The sequence below is a fragment of the Rhodopseudomonas sp. P2A-2r genome, assembly GCF_026015985.1.
Classification (GTDB): Bacteria; Pseudomonadota; Alphaproteobacteria; order Rhizobiales; family Xanthobacteraceae; genus Tardiphaga.
Genome location: NZ_CP110389.1, coordinates 5498737 through 5515246, shown reverse-complemented (window position 1 = coordinate 5515246; position 16510 = coordinate 5498737). Strand labels below are relative to the sequence as shown.

Here is a 16510-nt window from a genome sequence, read left to right as displayed (position 1 = left end):
CGGGTCGTATCTCGCCGGCAACTTATTGTAACATCAATTAAGGGTTGCCGGTTTTGCATGTCAACGTTCCCTGATTGTGCAGTGCGGCAACGAGGAGCGGAACGATGTGGCAAAGGCTGTCATTGCGGGCGCGGCTGAACATGCTGCTGGCGCTGGTGTTGGTGCTCGGGCTGGCGGTCAACGTGGCGCGGCTGGTGCTCGACGCAGCGCCGCGGGTGCAGGCCGAGGACCAGAGCGTGGTGCGGCTGGCGCGCGAATTCATTCAGACGCTGGTGGCGGGCCTCAACGATACGCCGGATCCCGAAGCGAAGCTGGCGGACATCCTCGCCGACCTCAGCCGGCTGCGCCATGTCAGCATCACCCGCGAAGGCGGCGCGCTGATCGCCGCAGCATCAAGGGACCTGCCACCGCCGGCGGGCTCCGCCACGCAGGCCGCCGCGCCGCCGGCGTGGTTTGTGCAACTGGTGCATCCCGAGCAGAGCATGGTGCGTGTGCCGGTGACGGCCAACGGGCGTTCGCTGGGCACGCTGGTGGTGGCGTCGCATCCCACCGACGAGATCGCCGAGATCTGGGACGGCATCGTGACGCAGATCGAGGTCGGCTCGGCCATCGCCGCCATCCTGCTGCTGATCACCATGACGGTCGTCGGCCGCGCGCTTCAGCCGATCCAGGGGCTTGGAGCGGCGATGGCCGGCATCGAAGCGGGTCGCTACGACACGCGGGTGCTGCCGTTGGGCCCGCCGGAACTCGCCGATATCGGCGACCGGCTCAATCATCTGGCGGCGGCGCTCGGTGGGGCCGTGGAGGACAAACGGCGACTGGCAGCGCGGATCGTCTCGCTGCAGGACGTCGAGCGCAAGGAAATCGCCAGGGAACTGCACGACGAGTTCGGCCCCACTCTGTTTGCATTGCGTGCGCATGGCAGCGCGCTGACGCGGGTGGCCGATGCGCCGCAGCCGGACATCGCCGCGCTGCGCCGCCATGGCGGCGCCATGCTGGAACAGGTCAATGCGCTGCAGCAGTCCAACCGCCGGGTGCTGGCCCGGCTGCGGCCGGCGGGGCTGAGCGAATTGGGCCTAAGCGAGGCGCTGGCAGCGCTGGCACGGCTGTGGCGCGAGGCCCATCCCGGTGTCGCCGTCGAAATCGCACTGTCGCCGGCGCTCGATATCACCGACGAAGCGGTCGAGCTGACCGTCTATCGCGTGGTGCAGGAGGCACTGACCAATGTGTTCCGTCATGCCGGCGCGACCCGCGTTGTCGTTTCGATTGCACCGCTGCACGAGGCCGGCGGCACAGCGGCGCTGGTGCGGGTGGAAGACAACGGCGCCGGCTTGCCATCGGATCACCGGCTCGGCCTCGGCCTCACCGGGATGCGCGAGCGCGTGCTGGCGCTGGGCGGCAGCATGACGGTGAATTCGACGGAGCAGGGCGTGACGGTGGAGGCGATGGTGCCGACGGCATCTCTTCACCCTGCGGTGGCCGGGTGAAGACAGCGAAGCGATGGGTGGGGGCGCGAGCTGGGCAGTCGATCGCGCCCCTCACCCACGGCTCTCCCTTGCCGGGGAGAGCGGGCACGCTGCCGTGGGAGCAGCAGCGTGCCGAGAGAATTCAGCGGGGCAGTTTTCCCATCGTCACAGCTTCACCCTGATGCCGCCGAACACCGCCAGCGGTGCACCCGGCACTTCGGTGCGCTGGTCGGTGAAGGTGATCGGCAGCCCCGCCTTGGCGGTGCCGGACGATTCGAAATAGGTGCCGAACAGCGCGTACTTGCTGTCGAACAGGTTGTTGACCACCGCGAACAGCGTCACGTTCTTCGTCACCTCGTAGGAGGTGTGGAGATTGACCACCGCATAGGATGGCAGCATCTGGTTCTGGTTGGCGTCGTCGCCGACGTAGTAGCGGCGACCCACGGCGACGATGTCGGCGCCGACCTTCCACTGCGGCGTCACCAGATATTCCGCGCCGACCTTGAACTGGTGCTGGGGAATGCCGGGGATGCGGTTGCCGGAGGTGACGAAGATATTGCCGTTTGCGTCCGCGGAGGGATTGTTGGGCGAGGCCAGCGTGCCGTTGAAGCGATAGGTGGCGTCGATGAAGCTGTAGCCGGCATAGACCAGCCACTGGCTCGACCTGTATTCGGCCGAGAGCTCGACGCCCTGGCGGCGGGTGCGCGGGACGTTCTGGTAGTAGCCGCGGCCCTGGATGGTGCTCGCCAGCGTGATGATGTCGTCGTCGCTGTCGGTACGGAACAGGCCGGCCTTCCACTCGAAGATGCCGCCCGCCAGTGCGCTGTTGCCGCGCAGTCCGAGCTCATAGGTGTGGCCGACCACCTGCTTGAGCGGCGGATCGGAGACCAGGAAGTTCTCCAGCAGGCATGGCTTGTCGGGATTGGAGCAACCGAGCTCGAGCGGCGTCGGCGCGCGGTTGGATTCCGAGTACCCGCCATAGGCGGTCATCCACGGCGCAATCTTGTAGGTGAGGCCGACCACGGGATTGAGGCGCGAGAACCGCGCATCGGTGTTGAGGTCGGGACTGGTGCCGAGCATGTCGCGCAACGAAATGTCGGCGATGTTGTAGCGGGCGCCTGCGGTGGCCGCGAGCGCATCGGTGATGTCGAAGGTGTCGGTGGCGTAGATGCCGTAATAGGTATTGCGGGTGTTGATGCTCACCGGCGTGTAGCCGACATTGCCGAGCGTGTGGATCACCGAGCCGTTGCCGGGGATCGTCGGATTGAGCCCGACCGTGAGGTCCGGATAGATGTAGCCAAGCGTCGAGGTGGCGTCGAACGCCGTCTTGCCGCGATCGATGCTGCCGCCGACCACAAAATGATTTCCGTGGCCGAACAGCTTGTCATCGTTGGTGGCCTGCAGCGAGCCGCCAAAAGTATCGGAGCTGGTCTTGGTCCGATCGATGCTGCCATAGGGCACTGGCGCGCAGGTATTGCCTGAGCCGGGCGGACAGGGAATCGGCTGGTTGTTCTGGTCGAGGATCACAAACTGGTTGCGGAAGGCGAGGGCGGCGGCGCCGGTGAACGGTACAGGCCGCGGGAAGCCGTCGTCTTGCAGGCACAAACGACCGGCATAGGATGACGAATTGCTGCAGCGCTCGACATTGCCGTCGTTGCCGTCGACATGGTCCTGGCGGAAGAAGCGGCCGTAGAGGTTGCCCTGCACGGTCCACGAGTCGGTGACCGCGACTTTGCCGTTCATGCCGATCATGGCCATCTTGTTGTCGGTGGTCTGCGGCGTGGTGTAGATCGAGCTCCAGTTGCGGGCGAGCATTTCCACCGGGGTCGCTGCGGCAACACCGAATGAACTGGTGGAGACGCCGCCGAACAGATGGAACTCGGCGCGATCGTCACGCCAGCCGACGTCGCCATAGAAGCGGCCGAGCTTCGCTGGTGACTTCTGCCGCCAGCCGTCGTCGGTCAGGCCCTGCGCGGCAAAGTAGCTGCTCCAGTTGCCGTTCTGCGCGCCATACTGCACGCCGCCCTGGCCGCGACCGTAGGAGCCACCCTGGCCCTCGGCCTCGAAGCCCTGATAGGTGAAGCCGTTCTTCATCTGCAGGCTGACGGCGCCGCCCAGCGCATTGAGGCCGAACACCGGGTTGTTGGTGAAGACGTCGGCGCGCGAGATCGCATTGGTGGGGATCAGGTCCCAGTTCACCGTGTCGCCGAAGGATTCGTTGATGCGCATGCCGTTCATGTAAACGGCGAGGCCCTGCGGCGTGCCCTGCAGCGGCGAGGCCGAGAAGCCGCGATAGCTGACGGCCTGCTGGGCGCTGTTGCCGTTGGGATCCGACAGAGTGACGCCGGGAATGCGCTGGAACAGGGTGTCGGTGATGTTCTGCGAATAGCTGCGCTGGAAATCCTCTGATGTGACCGACGACGTCAGCGACGGGATCTTGTCCTTGTCGATGCCGGTTCCCTGAAGCGGGGTATTGGAGATCACGTCGATGGTCGGCAGCGTCTGCTGCGCCTGTGACGATGCGGGCCATAGCAGGCCGATTGACGCAATGGTGGCCCCCGCCAGCCGTGTGAGAGTCGGATTCGCCCCGTTATGCGTGCGACACGCAGAAAAATAACGTCCCATCCCCGCCCTGCCTTTTTGCTTGGTCAGTTGGACAAAGACTGCGAGAGAGCCGCCGTTTTCGCAAACAAAAATACCGCTGCCGATGCGGGAAACTTTTCCGGCGCGATCGGGAAAATGTCCCGACCGGCTCTCGCATATTGTGGTGCGATGTCGGATGACGTCACCAAACTGTCGTCCCGCGGAGATCGGAAAGCTGCGGCGGCTGTCAGCAAGTGTTTGATGTGGATCAAGAACGGCCAGAGCCGATGATCTATGATGGCAATCAGGCGCCGACCCTGATGCCGGCAAATCCCCCATCATCGAATGAGCCCCTCATGTCCGCCAATGGCAGCGACACGGGACACGTGCGCCGTCGGCGCATGGAAGTCTTCGCATTTCTATTTCTCACCGTGGTGCTGATGCCGGCGCTCGCGGTGGCGACAGTTGGCGGCTACGGGCTCTCGGTCTGGATTTTTCAGATGATCGTCGGGCCGCCCGGCCCGCCGGCCGCCCACTAGCAGTCGTTAACAGCAAGGAATATGTCCGTGCAAAAGCAGCAAACTGTTATCGATCGCCGCTCCCTGATGAGGGGGCGCCTTCTTAACCCGGACCGCGTCATCGCCCCGCCCGGCGGCGAGATTGCCAGCATTCTGGTGCAGGCGCGACCGGAGCATCTTGCAACCGTCGAGGCCGCCATCCTCGCTCTGGCCGGCTGCGAAATTCACGGCCGCGATCCCAAGGGCAAGCTGGTGGTGGTGATCGATGTCCCCGACGCGGGCGCGATCGGGTCGACCCTCAACACCATCGCGCTGCTGCCGGACGTCTACTCGGCCTCGCTCGTGTTTCACGCCATCGATGCCGCCTAGGCGTTGGAGAGAATTGTCATGACCGCACCGAAACTCGACCGTCGCCAGGTTCTCAAGCTCGAGGCCGCCGCCATGGCGGCGATGGCCGGCGGCATGGCAGCGCCGGCGCTGGCCGCCAACCTCACCACCGAGCGGTCGCAAAGCGAATTGAAATGGGACAAGGCGCCGTGCCGCTTCTGCGGCACCGGCTGCAGCGTCATGGTGGCCACCAAGGAAAACCGCGTGGTCGCCACCCATGGCGACATCAAGTCCGAGGTCAACCGCGGCCTCAACTGCGTCAAGGGCTACTTCCTGTCCAAGATCATGTACGGCCATGACCGGCTGACCCAGCCGATGCTGCGCAAGACTAATGGCAAGTACGACAAGAACGGCGAGTTCACGCCGGTGTCGTGGGACGAAGCCTTCGACGTGATGGCGGAGAAGTTCAAGGCGGCGCTGAAGAAGCGCGGCCCCAGCGGTGTTGGCATGTTCGGCTCCGGCCAGTGGACGATCTGGGAAGGCTACGCCGCGTTGAAGCTGATGAAGGCCGGCTTCCGCTCCAACAATCTCGATCCCAATGCGCGCCACTGCATGGCCTCCGCCGCGGTCGGCTTCATGCGCACCTTCGGCATCGACGAGCCGATGGGCTGCTACGACGATATCGAGGCCGCCGACGCCTTCGTGCTGTGGGGCTCCAACATGGCGGAGATGCATCCGATCCTGTGGACCCGGGTGGCCGACCGCCGTCTCAGCGCGCCGCATGTCAAGGTCGCTGTGCTGTCGACATTCGAGCATCGCTCGTTCGATCTCGCCGACATCGGCATGGTGTTCAAGCCGCACACCGATCTCTATCTGCTCAACGCCATCGCCAACCACATCGTCAAGACCGGCCGCGTCAACAAGGATTTCGTCGACAAACACACGCTGTTCAAGCGCGGCCAGACCGATATCGGCTACGGCCTGCGGCCCGAACATCCGCTCGAGAAGAAGGCCACCGGCCGCACCAAGGCCAATGACTCCACCGACATGAGCTATGACGATTACGTCAAGTTCGTTTCGGACTTCACGCTGGAGAAGGCCGCCGAAATGTCCGGCGTGCCGCTGAACCGGCTGCAGGCGATGGCCGAGCTCTACGCCGACCCCAAGGTCAAGGTGGTCAGCTTCTGGACCATGGGCTTCAACCAGCACACCCGCGGCGTCTGGTGCAACAACCTGATCTACAACATCCACCTCTTGACCGGAAAGATCTCCGAGCCCGGCAACAGCCCGTTCTCGCTGACCGGCCAGCCCTCGGCGTGCGGTACCGCGCGCGAGGTCGGCACCTTCTCGCACCGTCTGCCCGCCGACATGGTGGTGACCAACAAGGCGCATCGCGACAAGACCGAGCAGATCTGGAAGCTGCCGGAAGGCACCATCCCCGACAAACCCGGCTATCACGCCGTGCTGCAGAACCGCATGCTCAAGGACGGGCTGCTCAACGCCTACTGGGTGCAGGTCAACAACAACCTGCAGGCCGGCGCCAACTCCAACGAAGAGACGTATCAGGGTTATCGCAATCCGGAGAACTTCATCGTCGTGTCCGACGCCTATCCGTCGGTCACGGCCATGGCCGCCGACCTGATCCTGCCCACCGCCATGTGGGTGGAGAAAGAGGGCGCCTACGGCAATGCCGAGCGGCGCACCCACTTCTGGCACCAGCTGGTGTCGGCACCGGGCGAGTCGAAATCCGATCTGTGGCAGCTGATGGAGTTTTCCAAGCGCTTCAAGATCGAGGAAGTCTGGCCGGAGGAGTTGATCGCCAAGAAGCCGGAAGTTCGCGGCAAGACCATGTACGACGTGCTGTACAAGAACGGCCAGGTCGATGCATTCCCGGTTACCGACATCGAGGCCGGCTACCTCAACGACGAATCCAAGGCGTTCGGCTTCTACGTCCACAAGGGCCTGTTCGAGGAATATGCCAGCTTCGGTCGCGGTCATGGCCACGACCTGGCGCCGTTCGACACCTATCATCAGGTGCGGGGGCTGCGCTGGCCGGTGGTCAACGGCCAGGAAACGCGGTGGCGGTTCCGCGAGGGGCTCGACCCCTACGTCAAGCAAGGCAAGGACATCGAGTTCTACGGTTTCCCCGATGGCCGCGCGCGGATCTTCGCGCTGCCCTATGAGCCGCCGGCGGAATCCCCCGATGCCGACTATCCGTTCTGGCTGTCGACCGGCCGCGTGCTCGAGCACTGGCATTCCGGCACCATGACGCGGCGCGTGCCCGAACTCTACAAGGCGTTCCCGGAGGCTGTCTGCTTCATGCATCCAGACGACGCGCTGGAAGCCAAGCTACGGCGCGGCGACGAGATCAAGCTGTCGTCGCGGCGCGGCTTCATCCGCACCCGGGTCGAGACCCGCGGTCGCAACAAGCCGCCGCGCGGAGTGGTGTTCGTGCCGTGGTTCGACGAAGCGCAGCTGATCAACAAGGTGACGCTGGACGCCACCGATCCGATCTCGCTGCAGACCGACTACAAGAAATGCGCGGTGCGCATCGAGCGGGTGCAAAGCACATGATCGGAAAACCTGTATTCCTGGCGCTGGCGATCATCCTCGCCGCCGCCTCGACGTCGCTGGTCGCGCAGACCGTCAGTTCCGGGCTGCGCGGGTCCACGCCGCTCAACGAGGAGGGGCAGCGCCGCCGCTGCTGCCGCTGCGCAACTCGGCGGACAAGGAAGTGCGCAACTATCCCGAACAGCCGCCGGTGATCCCGCACACCACCGAGGGTTACCAGATCGACCTCAACGGCAACAAGTGCCTGTCGTGCCACGCCCGCGCGCGAATCGGCGAGTCGCAGGCGCCGATGGTCAGCATCACCCACTTCATGGATCGCGATGGCCAGTTCCTGGCCTCGGTGTCGCCGCGCCGCTTCTTCTGCACCGAATGCCACGTGCCACAGAGCACGGCAAAGCCGCCGATCGTCAATGATTTCGTCGATATCGATCTCGCTGCTGCTGCAGAAGAGCGCCGCGCCCGGGGGCAAGCGATGACCGATATCACCCCGCCGCGCCGCGCATGGCCGGCACGGACCTGGGGGTTCGTGATCGATCTGTGGAACGTGCTGCGACGGCCGAGTTCGGTGTTCGGGCTCGGCGTGCTGGTGCTCGCCGGCTTCGTTGCCGGCGTGATCTTCTGGGGCGGCTTCAACACCGCGCTGGAAATCACCAACACCGAAAAATTCTGCACCGGCTGCCACGAGATGCGCGACAACGTGTTCTCCGAATTGAAGTCGACCATCCACTTCTCCAACCGCTCCGGCGTGCGCGCCAGCTGCCCGGACTGCCACGTGCCGCACAACTGGACCGACAAGATCGCGCGCAAGATGCAGGCTTCCAAGGAAGTCTGGGGCCATCTGTTCGGCTCGATCGATACGCCCGACAAGTTCCGCGAACACCGGCTGGAACTGGCGCTGCACGAGTGGGCCCGCTTCAAGGCCAACGATTCCCTGGAATGCCGCAACTGCCACAGCGCGGCCTCGATGGACATCACCAAGCAGTCGCCGCGCGCCTCGGTGGCGCACCAGCGCTTCCTGTTCACCGGCGAGAAGACCTGCATCGACTGCCACAAGGGCATCGCGCATCATCTGCCCGACATGAAGGGCGTTCCGGGCTGGCAGTGAGGGGGAACGAGAAGCGCGGGTAAACTTCGCCCGCGCATAACGCGCATAACGCGCATAACGCGCATGAGCGGCGACGGCTTGACGGCGCCGCGCTCTGCCCGCAGTCATGGCATCCCACGCGGATCATGCCATGCACCACACCGGAATTCCCAAGACGCCAGCCTACTGGTCCACCGCGGCGATCATGCCGGGCATTGTCGCCATCGTGCCGATGCTGCCGGGCACGCTGGCGTTCGGCATGGCGTTCGGCGCGCTATGTGCGCAGAAGCATTTCTCGCTGGCCGAGGTCGAGTTGATGATGGCCACGGTCTATGGCGGGCTGTCGCAGTTTGTTGCGGTGCAGTCCTGGCCCGACCGCCTGACGCCGTCCTCGATCGCCACGCTGGCGCTGCTGACCCTGACGGTGAACATCCGCTTCATGCTGATGAGCGCGACCTTGCGGCCGTGGTTCGGCACGCTGCCGGCGTGGCAGGCCTATCCGTCGATGCTGCTGGTCACCGATGGCGGCTGGCTGGCGGCGATGCGCTACCGCGAGCACGGCGGCGCCGACGCCTGGTTCTATGTCGGCGGCGGCATCGTGCTGTATCTGGTCTGGCTGCTGTCTTCGATCCCCGGTTTCCTGCTCGCCGAACAGCTCACCGATCCCCGCAAATACGGCGTCGACCTGGTGATGCCGGCCTTCTACGCCGCGATGCTGGTGCCGGCCTGGAAGGGGCCGCGCCGCGCCATCCCCTGGGTGGTGTCCGGCGTCGTCGCGCTGGTCGTGCACTGGCTGGCCGGCGGCTGGTGGTTCATCATCGCCGGCGCGCTGAGCGGCAGCATCAGCGCCGGGCTGATGGACGAGCCGGCGCCGGCCCACGGAGCCGCGTCATGAACGATTTTTGCGCAGCGATGTCATGGTTGCGTTTGCCGTCATGACGGCGGTGACGGTGGCGTCGCGGCTCGGCGGCTACTGGCTGATGGGCTACGTCAACGTGACGCCGCGGGTGCGCCGCATGCTCGATGCGCTTCCCGGCTCGATCATCGTCGCCGCGGCGCTGCCGGTGGCGGTCAACGGCGGGCCGGTGGTGGTATTCGCCATCCTCGCCGCGATGGTCGTGACCATCATCCGGCGCAACGATTTCCTCGCCGTGATCACCGGCATGGCGGTCGCCGCAGCCGCCCGCGCGGCCGGCTTCGGAGGCTAATCCCGGATTTACAAAAGCTGCATACCGGACACAGCGGAAACCTCTTGTCAGGAGCTCTGAATTGTTGTTCAGTTCTTACCTGCGAGTGACCCTGGGATCTCGCCCAAAACGTTGAAGTCGTGCGTCTTCTCCGGATTGCCAGTCGGCCCGGAACCGCGTGCGAAGGGATGAAGCGCATGGTTTATCGCCGGACCCATCAGGTCGTGAAGCGCCTAGCGGCGCGGCGCAGTGCCATTCTGGCAGCTGCGCGTGACACCTGCGCCGCTGGCGGCATGGCGGCGGTGCAGATCGCCCCGGTCGCCATCCGCGCCAACGTCGCCGCCGGCACCGTCTACCGCTACTTTCCGTCCAAGGCCGACCTGATTTCCGAACTGATTGCCGACGTGTCGCGCGATGAACTGGCGGCGATCCGCCGCGCCGCCGACGCCGCACCCGGGCCGTCGTCGGCGCTCGCCGCCGCGGTGACCACCGTCGCCGTCCATGTGCTGTCGCACCGCAAGCTGGCCTGGGGCATTCTCGCCGAACCGGTGGAGGTTGATGTCACCGAATCGCGGCTGGCCAGCCGTCGCGAGATTGCCGGCGAGATCGAGCTGCGCATCTCGGCCGCCGTGCGCGCCGGCCATCTGCCGGCGCAGGACACCGCGCTCGCGGCCACCGCGCTGCTCGGGGCGCTGCATGAGGCGCTGGTCGGCCCGCTGGCGCCGGACAATCTGGAAGATCCCGCCAAGCTGCGCGATGCGGTGCAGACGGTGACGTTGCTGGCGCTGCGCGCGGTCGGCGTCATGGACGCCCGCGCCCGCGGACTGGTGGTGCAGGCTGTGTTGCCGGCCAAGATGCTGGTCGGGGCTTAGCTGACAATTTGATTGTAATCCGGGCGACGCCCGTAGTGCTCCCTCCCCCTTGTGGGGGAGGGGCGAGGAGAGGGGAGCTGCAAGCGATGTCGCTTGCAGCTCCCCTCTCCCGGCGCTTCGCGCCACCCTCCCCCGCAAGGGGAGGGGACAAAACATGGCTGCTGTCGTGCGTTGGAGAGCAGCGTTACTTCGTCTTGATCTTGCCGTCCTTGTCGAATTGCGAGACGTAGGCCCAGAGGTCGTTGACCTCGGTTTCCTTCTTGATGCCGGCGAAGGCCATCTTGGTGCCGGGGATCTTGGCCTTCGGGTCCTTGATGTATTCCTTGAACTGGGCCTCGTTCCAGGTGATGCCGGAGTTCTTGTTGGCATCGGTGTAGTTGTAGCCCTCGGCGGTTCCGGACTTGCGACCGTCGAGGCCGTTCAACTCGGGACCGACCTTGTTCTTCGCGCCTTCGCCGATGGCATGGCAGGCGAGGCACTTGGCAAATGACGTCTTGCCGGCGGCGACGTCCTGCGCCAGCGCGACGGATGCGGTGGTGGCGGACACGGCGATCAAGGCGAGGCTGCGCAGAACGAATTTTTTCATGGATGGCTCTTCTTGCTGTTGGCTTTCCGTCCGGATTTGTCGCACGCGGGAGGCGCTTTGCAAAGCACAACGATGGTGGAACAAAGACCGGCGGGCGATCTACCCAAACTTGCCCAGACGTGCTTGATTCCGCCGCACGAGCAGGCGCAAAAGCGCAGGCCGGCGCGGGAGACGACAACAAGATGACCATCATGATGCCCGCAGCGGATCAGGCGGTGCTGGCGCGCCGCGACACGATCATTGCTGCACTGCGAGCGATCGTGCCGGGCGAGGGCGTGATCTCCAGCGCCGCCGAGATGCTTCCTTACGAATCCGACGGGCTGATGGCCTATCGCCAGCCGCCGATGGTGGTGGTGCTGCCGGACACCACGGAGCAGGTTTCCCGCGTGCTGCGCTATTGCTTCGACAATAGCATCAAGGTGGTGCCGAGGGGATCGGGCACTTCGTTGTCGGGCGGCGCGCTGCCGCTGGCCGATGCGGTGCTGCTGGGGCTTGGAAAATTCAAACGCATCCGCGAGATCGATTTCGACAACCGCGCCGTGGTCACCGAGCCCGGCGTCACCAACCTCGCGCTCAGCCAGGCCGTCGCCCATGCCGGCTTCTACTACGCGCCGGACCCGTCGTCGCAGATCGCCTGCTCGATCGGCGGCAATGTGGCGGAGAATTCCGGCGGCGTGCACTGCCTGAAATACGGCATGACCACCAACAACCTGCTCGGCTGCGAGATCGTGCTGATGAACGGCGAGATCATCAAGGTCGGCGGCAAGTCGGCCGAAACCTCGGGCTACGACCTGATGGGCATCATCACCGGCTCCGAAGGCCTGCTCGGCGTCATCACCGAGGTCACCGTGCGCATCCTGCAGAGGCCGGAGACGGCGCGCGCGCTGATGATCGGTTTTGCCGAGGTCGAGGAGGCCGGCAAATGCGTGGCCGACATCATCACCGCCGGCATCATTCCCGGCGGCATGGAGATGATGGACAAGCCTGCGATCCACGCTGCCGAAGCCTTCGTGCATGCCGGCTATCCGCTGGATGTCGAGGCACTGCTGATCATCGAGCTCGATGGCCCCGGCGTCGAGGTCGACGAGTTGATCAAGCGCGTGGAGGCCATCGCCCTGGGCTGCGGCTCCACCACCTGCCAGATTTCGACCTCCGAAGACGAGCGGCTGCTGTTCTGGTCCGGCCGCAAGGCGGCCTTCCCGGCGGTCGGCCGCATCTCGCCGGACTATCTGTGCATGGACGGCACCATCCCGCGCGCCGCGCTGCCGCTGGTGCTGCGGCGGATGAAGGAGATGTCGGCGAAATACGGCCTCGGCGTCGCCAACGTGTTCCATGCCGGCGACGGCAACCTGCACCCGCTGATCCTGTACGACGCCAACAAGCCCGGCGAGCTGCAGTGCGCCGAGGACTTCGGCGCGGATATCCTGCGGCTCTGCGTCGAGGTCGGCGGCGTGCTCACCGGCGAGCACGGCGTCGGCATCGAGAAGCGCGATCTGATGCCGGAGATGTTCAGCGAGATCGACCTCAACCAGCAGCAGCGGCTGAAATGCGCCTTCGACGCGCAGGGACTGCTGAACCCCGGCAAGGTGTTTCCGACCTTGCACCGCTGCGCCGAACTCGGCCGCATGCACGTCCATGCCGGCCGGCTGGCATTTCCCGATCTGCCGCGGTTTTGAGGATGAAGCGAACAGTAGACAGCAGCAAGACGCCGGCCTGTCTTTTCCCTCCCCCGCCCTTGCGGTGGGGAGGGTGGCCGGCCGTCAGGCCGGTCGGGTGGGGGCGGCCGCGGGCGATGGCGCTTGTGGTCTGCCCCCACCCCGGCCTCCACTTCGCCGATGCTCCGCATCGTCTCGCTCGGCCGACCCTCCCCACCCCGCGCAGCTTTGCTGCACACGGGGGAGGGATGCCACTTCCGCCTCGCTTTCAAATATCAAAAGAAAAATCACCCGTGGATATACTGAAAATACGCGACGCGCAGGACGTCGAGCAGGCAGTGCGGGCGGCGATCGGCGACGGGCAGCCGCTGGAGATCGTCGGCCATGGCAGCAAGCGCAGCATCGGCCAGCCGGTTTCCACCAATGCGGTGCTCGACCTGTCGGCGCTCAATGCGGTGACCGCCTACGAGCCGAACGAGCTGATCATCACCGTGCAGGCCGGCGCGCCGCTGGCCGATGTGCTGTCGCTGATCGATTCGCGGAACCAGCAATTCGTCTTCGAGCCGGTGAACACCGCGCAGCTGCTGGGCACGCCGGATGTCGGCACCATCGGCGGCATGATCGCGGCCGGCCTTGCCGGGCCGCGGCGTATCAAGGCCGGCGGGGCGCGCGACCATCTGCTCGGGGCGCATGCGGTGTCCGGCTTCGGCGACAGTTTCAAGGCCGGCGGCCGCGTGGTGAAGAACGTCACCGGCTATGACCTGTGCAAGCTGCTGGCGGGCTCATGGGGCACGCTGGCCGTGATGACCGAGGTGACGCTGAAGGTGATGCCGCGGGCCGAGAGCGAGCGTACGCTGGTGCTGCGCGGGCTCGATGATCTTGCCGCCAACAAGGCGATGACCGCGGCGCTGGGATCGCCGTTCGATGTGTCTGGCGCGGCGCATCTGCCGGGCTCGGCGTTGCGCACCACGCAGGGCGCCCTCGGCGACATCGCCGCGCCGGACCAGTCGGTGACGTTGCTGCGGCTCGAGGGCATCACCGCATCGGTTGCGCATCGCGCGGTGTCGCTGGCCGCCGCGCTGGCCGCGTTCGGTCCGACGGATGTCGTCGAGGGCGCAGCCTCTTCGGCACTGTGGGCGGATATCCGCGACGTCACGCCGTTCGCTGCCCGCGGCCCGCGGGCGCTGTGGCCGGTGTGGCGGATCGTCTGTCCGCCGGCCTCCGGCGGCGCGCTGGGCCAGGCGCTGGCCAAGGGGTCGCAGGGCGAGGTGATCTACGACTGGGGCGGCGGGCTGATCTGGGCGGCGCTGCCGCCCTCGGCCGACGCGCAGGCTTTGCCGCTGCGCAAGCTCGTCGATGCCGCCGGTGGCCATGCCACGCTGATCCGCGCCGACGAAGCGGTGCGCCGGGCAGTGGATGTGTTCCATCCGCAGCCGGCCGGTCTTGCCGCGCTCGGCGAACGGGTGCGGCAAAGCTTCGATCCGAACAACATTCTCAACCGCGGCCGGATGGCGCGAGGGCCGGTGGCATGAAGACCGAATTTTCTCTGGCGCAACTCGCCGATCCCGATCTCGCGGTAGCCGATACGATCCTGCGCAAATGCGTCCATTGCGGGTTCTGCACCGCGACCTGTCCGACCTATGTGCTGCTCGGCGACGAACTCGATAGTCCGCGCGGCCGCATCTATCTGATCAAGGAGATGCTGGAGAAGGAGCAGAAGCCGACGCAGGATGTGGTCAAGCATATCGACCGCTGCCTGTCGTGCCTGGCCTGCATGACCACCTGTCCGTCGGGCGTGAACTACATGCACCTGGTCGATCAGGCTCGGGTCCGGATCGAGCGGGATTATGTCAGGCCGCCCACGGAACGGTTGCTGCGCGCGGTGCTAGCCTTCGTGCTTCCGCGTCCCGGCTGGTTCCGTGCCAGCATGCACCTGGCCCGGCTGGCGCGACCGTTGGGGGCGTTGCTGCCGTCCAGCGCGAAGCGGGCGAGTCCCAATCTGTTGAGCCGTCTCAAGGCGATGCTGGCGCTGGCGCCGGCAGCCATTCCCGCTGCCGGTCCGGCGGGCGGCAGCGTGTTCCCGGCGATCGGACCGCGGCGCGGCCGGGTGGCGCTGCTGCAGGGCTGCGCCCAGCAGGTGCTGGCGCCGCGCATCAACAAGGCGGCCATCAGCCTGCTGACCCGGCACGGCATCGAGGTGGTGCTGGTCAAAGACGAGCAATGCTGCGGCGCGCTGACCCACCACCTCGGCCGCGACGGCGATGCGCTGGCCCGCGCCCGCGGCAACATCGCGGCGTGGCTGGCCGAAGCCGACCGCGGCGGTCTCGATGCGATTCTTGTGACAACGTCGGGCTGCGGCACGGTCATCAAGGACTACGGCTTCATGCTGCGCGAGGACCGCGACTATGCTCAGCGGGCCGCAAAGGTCTCGGCGCTGGCGAAGGATATCACCGAGTATGTGAGCACGATGGAAATGCCTGCGCCGCAGGCCTCAAGCAATCTTGTCGTCGCTTATCACTCGGCCTGCTCGCTGCAGCACGGCCAGAAAATCACGCAAGCGCCGAAAGAATTGCTTTCCAAGAATGGATTCGTGGTGAAAGATATACCGGAGAGCCATTTGTGTTGCGGATCGGCGGGAACGTACAACATTCTCCAGCCTGATATTGCGAGCAGGCTGCGCGATCGCAAGGTCGCCAACATCGCGATGGTCAAGCCGGATTTGATTGCCGCGGGCAACATCGGATGCATGGTGCAGATCGCCGGTGGGACTGCGGTCCCCGTCGTCCACACTATTGAGCTTCTCGACTGGGCGACGGGCGGTCCACGGCCAGGATTGAGCTGACGTGCTGCCCCCGCTGACGCGGACAACTTGAACGTCGATCCATCTCGATCGCCGCCAACAGGAGGACACGATGGCTAAAGACAAGAAGTCCAAAAAAGACAAGAAGGACAAGAAAGGCAAAAAGAAGCTTTTGACCGCGGCTAAGGTCGCGAAGAAGGCTTCCAAGAAGTCGCCGAAGAAGGCCGCCAAGAAGGCGGCAAAGAAGTCTGCCAAGAAGTCGGCGAAGAAGTCGGCGAAGAAATCGGTGAAGAAGACCGCGAAGAAGGCGGTCAAGAAATCCGCCAAGAAGGCGCCGAAGAAGGCCGCCAAGGCGCCGGCGAAAAAGGCGGCCCCCAAAAAGCTGCAAAGAAAGCTGCCAAGAAGACTGTCAAGGCGCCCGTGAAAAAGGCCGCCAAGAAGGCGGTCGCGCCGCCGCCGGCTGCTGTCGTCGCAGCGCCGCCGCCGGTTGCCAAGAAGCCGCGTATTCGCAAGCCGAAGCCGGCAGCTCCTACCGTGACTGCACCGGTCGAGACCTCGACCTGGTCTGCACCCGAGCCGGAGACCTCCCCGATCGAGGGCCACTCCACCGGCGACAGCGCTCCGGTCGAGTCCTCCTCGGACCTGCCGCACGGCGAGCCCAACTAGCCTCCGGGTCGCGAGACCCGCAGCCGCCCCATGTGATTGAAGGCCGCGACGATCCCGTCGCGGTCTTTTGTATTTGGGGAGCCCGATACCTGATCTCGCGGCCTTCCGATTCGGGGAGGCGCTTAGCGATGGCGCTCCCTGCTACCCCCGACCCGCTATCGAATTGCCAGCGCTCGGGCGACGGACTCGGTGGGA

General features: G+C 65.5%; 15 protein-coding genes and 1 pseudogene. 14 read left to right on the top strand and 2 right to left on the bottom strand.

The features are described from left to right. Nucleotides 1–104: 104 nt before the first annotated feature. Nucleotides 105–1487 (top strand): histidine kinase, encoded by a 1383-nt coding sequence (locus ONR75_RS26620; RefSeq protein ID WP_265079888.1) that lies wholly within the window; start codon nt 105–107, stop codon nt 1485–1487. Nucleotides 1488–1631: 144 nt separating this feature from the next. Here the strand turns inward: ONR75_RS26620 and ONR75_RS26615 are convergent, their stop codons facing one another. Beyond that, nucleotides 1632–4091 (bottom strand): TonB-dependent receptor, encoded by a 2460-nt coding sequence (locus ONR75_RS26615; RefSeq protein WP_265079887.1) that lies wholly within the window; start codon nt 4089–4091, stop codon nt 1632–1634. Nucleotides 4092–4405: 314 nt separating this feature from the next. On the opposite strand from ONR75_RS26615, the gene napE reads away from it, so the two are divergent. From napE to ONR75_RS26570, 8 genes and pseudogenes are all read left to right on the top strand, one after another. Continuing rightward, on the top strand, nt 4406–4588 hold the full coding sequence (napE, locus tag ONR75_RS26610) for a periplasmic nitrate reductase, NapE protein (protein WP_265083810.1): 183 nt from the start codon (nt 4406–4408) through the stop codon (nt 4586–4588). Nucleotides 4589–4654: 66 nt separating this feature from the next. Beyond that, nucleotides 4655–4936, top strand: coding sequence for a chaperone NapD (locus ONR75_RS26605; protein WP_265083809.1), 282 nt, complete (start codon nt 4655–4657; stop codon nt 4934–4936). A gap of 18 nt (nt 4937–4954) precedes the next feature. After that, a complete protein-coding gene (gene napA / locus ONR75_RS26600; RefSeq protein WP_265079886.1) occupies nt 4955–7468 on the top strand; it encodes a nitrate reductase catalytic subunit NapA in 2514 nt (837 codons plus the stop codon). Then, nucleotides 7432–7941, top strand: a pseudogene (locus ONR75_RS32615) (nitrate reductase cytochrome c-type subunit). The gene napA and the pseudogene ONR75_RS32615 overlap by 37 nt, the downstream one beginning before the upstream one ends. Continuing rightward, nucleotides 7938–8570 carry a NapC/NirT family cytochrome c gene (locus ONR75_RS26585; RefSeq protein WP_265083808.1) on the top strand — a complete coding sequence of 211 codons (633 nt, stop codon included), beginning with the start codon at nt 7938–7940 and terminating at the stop codon, nt 8568–8570. The pseudogene ONR75_RS32615 and the gene ONR75_RS26585 overlap by 4 nt, the downstream one beginning before the upstream one ends. A 130-nt stretch (nt 8571–8700) precedes the next feature. Next, the gene (locus ONR75_RS26580; RefSeq protein WP_265079884.1) at nt 8701–9444 is read left to right on the top strand and encodes an AzlC family ABC transporter permease; all 744 of its coding nucleotides are present in this window, start codon (nt 8701–8703) and stop codon (nt 9442–9444) included. 22 nt (nt 9445–9466) lie between these two features. Then, nucleotides 9467–9757, top strand: coding sequence for an AzlD family protein (locus ONR75_RS26575; RefSeq protein ID WP_265079883.1), 291 nt, complete (start codon nt 9467–9469; stop codon nt 9755–9757). A 176-nt stretch (nt 9758–9933) separates the two neighbouring features. Then, nucleotides 9934–10608: a TetR/AcrR family transcriptional regulator gene (locus ONR75_RS26570; protein WP_265079882.1), complete on the top strand. Its 675-nt coding sequence runs from the start codon at nt 9934–9936 to the stop codon at nt 10606–10608. Nucleotides 10609–10792: 184 nt separating this feature from the next. On the opposite strand, the gene cycA is transcribed toward ONR75_RS26570, so the two are convergent. Then, on the bottom strand, nt 10793–11194 hold the full coding sequence (cycA, locus tag ONR75_RS26565; RefSeq protein WP_265079881.1) for a cytochrome c-550 CycA: 402 nt from the start codon (nt 11192–11194) through the stop codon (nt 10793–10795). A 182-nt stretch (nt 11195–11376) separates the two neighbouring features. Between cycA and ONR75_RS26560 the strand changes: the two genes are divergently transcribed. From ONR75_RS26560 to ONR75_RS26540, 5 genes are all read left to right on the top strand, one after another. After that, a complete protein-coding gene (locus ONR75_RS26560) occupies nt 11377–12870 on the top strand; it encodes an FAD-linked oxidase C-terminal domain-containing protein (protein ID WP_265079880.1) in 1494 nt (497 codons plus the stop codon). A gap of 272 nt (nt 12871–13142) precedes the next feature. Then, complete coding sequence (locus ONR75_RS26555) at nt 13143–14381, top strand: FAD-binding protein (protein WP_265079879.1); 1239 nt, start codon at nt 13143–13145, stop codon at nt 14379–14381. Continuing rightward, on the top strand, nt 14378–15691 hold the full coding sequence (gene glcF / locus ONR75_RS26550; RefSeq protein ID WP_265079878.1) for a glycolate oxidase subunit GlcF: 1314 nt from the start codon (nt 14378–14380) through the stop codon (nt 15689–15691). Before ONR75_RS26555 ends, glcF begins: the two co-directional genes overlap by 4 nt. A gap of 70 nt (nt 15692–15761) precedes the next feature. Further along, the gene (locus ONR75_RS26545; RefSeq protein WP_265079877.1) at nt 15762–16073 is read left to right on the top strand and encodes a hypothetical protein; all 312 of its coding nucleotides are present in this window, start codon (nt 15762–15764) and stop codon (nt 16071–16073) included. After that, a complete protein-coding gene (locus ONR75_RS26540) occupies nt 16070–16315 on the top strand; it encodes a hypothetical protein (protein WP_265079876.1) in 246 nt (81 codons plus the stop codon). The genes ONR75_RS26545 and ONR75_RS26540 overlap by 4 nt, the downstream gene beginning before the upstream one ends. Nucleotides 16316–16510: the final 195 nt, after the last annotated feature.

What these genes read in the sequence shown, in the direction of transcription:
- ONR75_RS26580 (WP_265079884.1), top strand. Translation starts at nt 8,701, where the DNA reads ATGCACCACACCGGAATTCCCAAGACGCCAGCCTACTGGTCCACCGCG.
- glcF (WP_265079878.1), top strand. Translation starts at nt 14,378, where the DNA reads ATGAAGACCGAATTTTCTCTGGCGCAACTCGCCGATCCCGATCTCGCG.
- ONR75_RS26615 (WP_265079887.1), bottom strand. Translation starts at nt 4,091, where the DNA reads ATGGGACGTTATTTTTCTGCGTGTCGCACGCATAACGGGGCGAATCCG.
- ONR75_RS26585 (WP_265083808.1), top strand. Translation starts at nt 7,938, where the DNA reads ATGACCGATATCACCCCGCCGCGCCGCGCATGGCCGGCACGGACCTGG.
- ONR75_RS26560 (WP_265079880.1), top strand. Translation starts at nt 11,377, where the DNA reads ATGACCATCATGATGCCCGCAGCGGATCAGGCGGTGCTGGCGCGCCGC.
- napE (WP_265083810.1), top strand. Translation starts at nt 4,406, where the DNA reads ATGTCCGCCAATGGCAGCGACACGGGACACGTGCGCCGTCGGCGCATG.
- napA (WP_265079886.1), top strand. Translation starts at nt 4,955, where the DNA reads ATGACCGCACCGAAACTCGACCGTCGCCAGGTTCTCAAGCTCGAGGCC.
- cycA (WP_265079881.1), bottom strand. Translation starts at nt 11,194, where the DNA reads ATGAAAAAATTCGTTCTGCGCAGCCTCGCCTTGATCGCCGTGTCCGCC.
- ONR75_RS26620 (WP_265079888.1), top strand. Translation starts at nt 105, where the DNA reads ATGTGGCAAAGGCTGTCATTGCGGGCGCGGCTGAACATGCTGCTGGCG.
- ONR75_RS26605 (WP_265083809.1), top strand. Translation starts at nt 4,655, where the DNA reads ATGAGGGGGCGCCTTCTTAACCCGGACCGCGTCATCGCCCCGCCCGGC.
- ONR75_RS26545 (WP_265079877.1), top strand. Translation starts at nt 15,762, where the DNA reads ATGGCTAAAGACAAGAAGTCCAAAAAAGACAAGAAGGACAAGAAAGGC.
- ONR75_RS26575 (WP_265079883.1), top strand. Translation starts at nt 9,467, where the DNA reads ATGGTTGCGTTTGCCGTCATGACGGCGGTGACGGTGGCGTCGCGGCTC.
- ONR75_RS26570 (WP_265079882.1), top strand. Translation starts at nt 9,934, where the DNA reads ATGGTTTATCGCCGGACCCATCAGGTCGTGAAGCGCCTAGCGGCGCGG.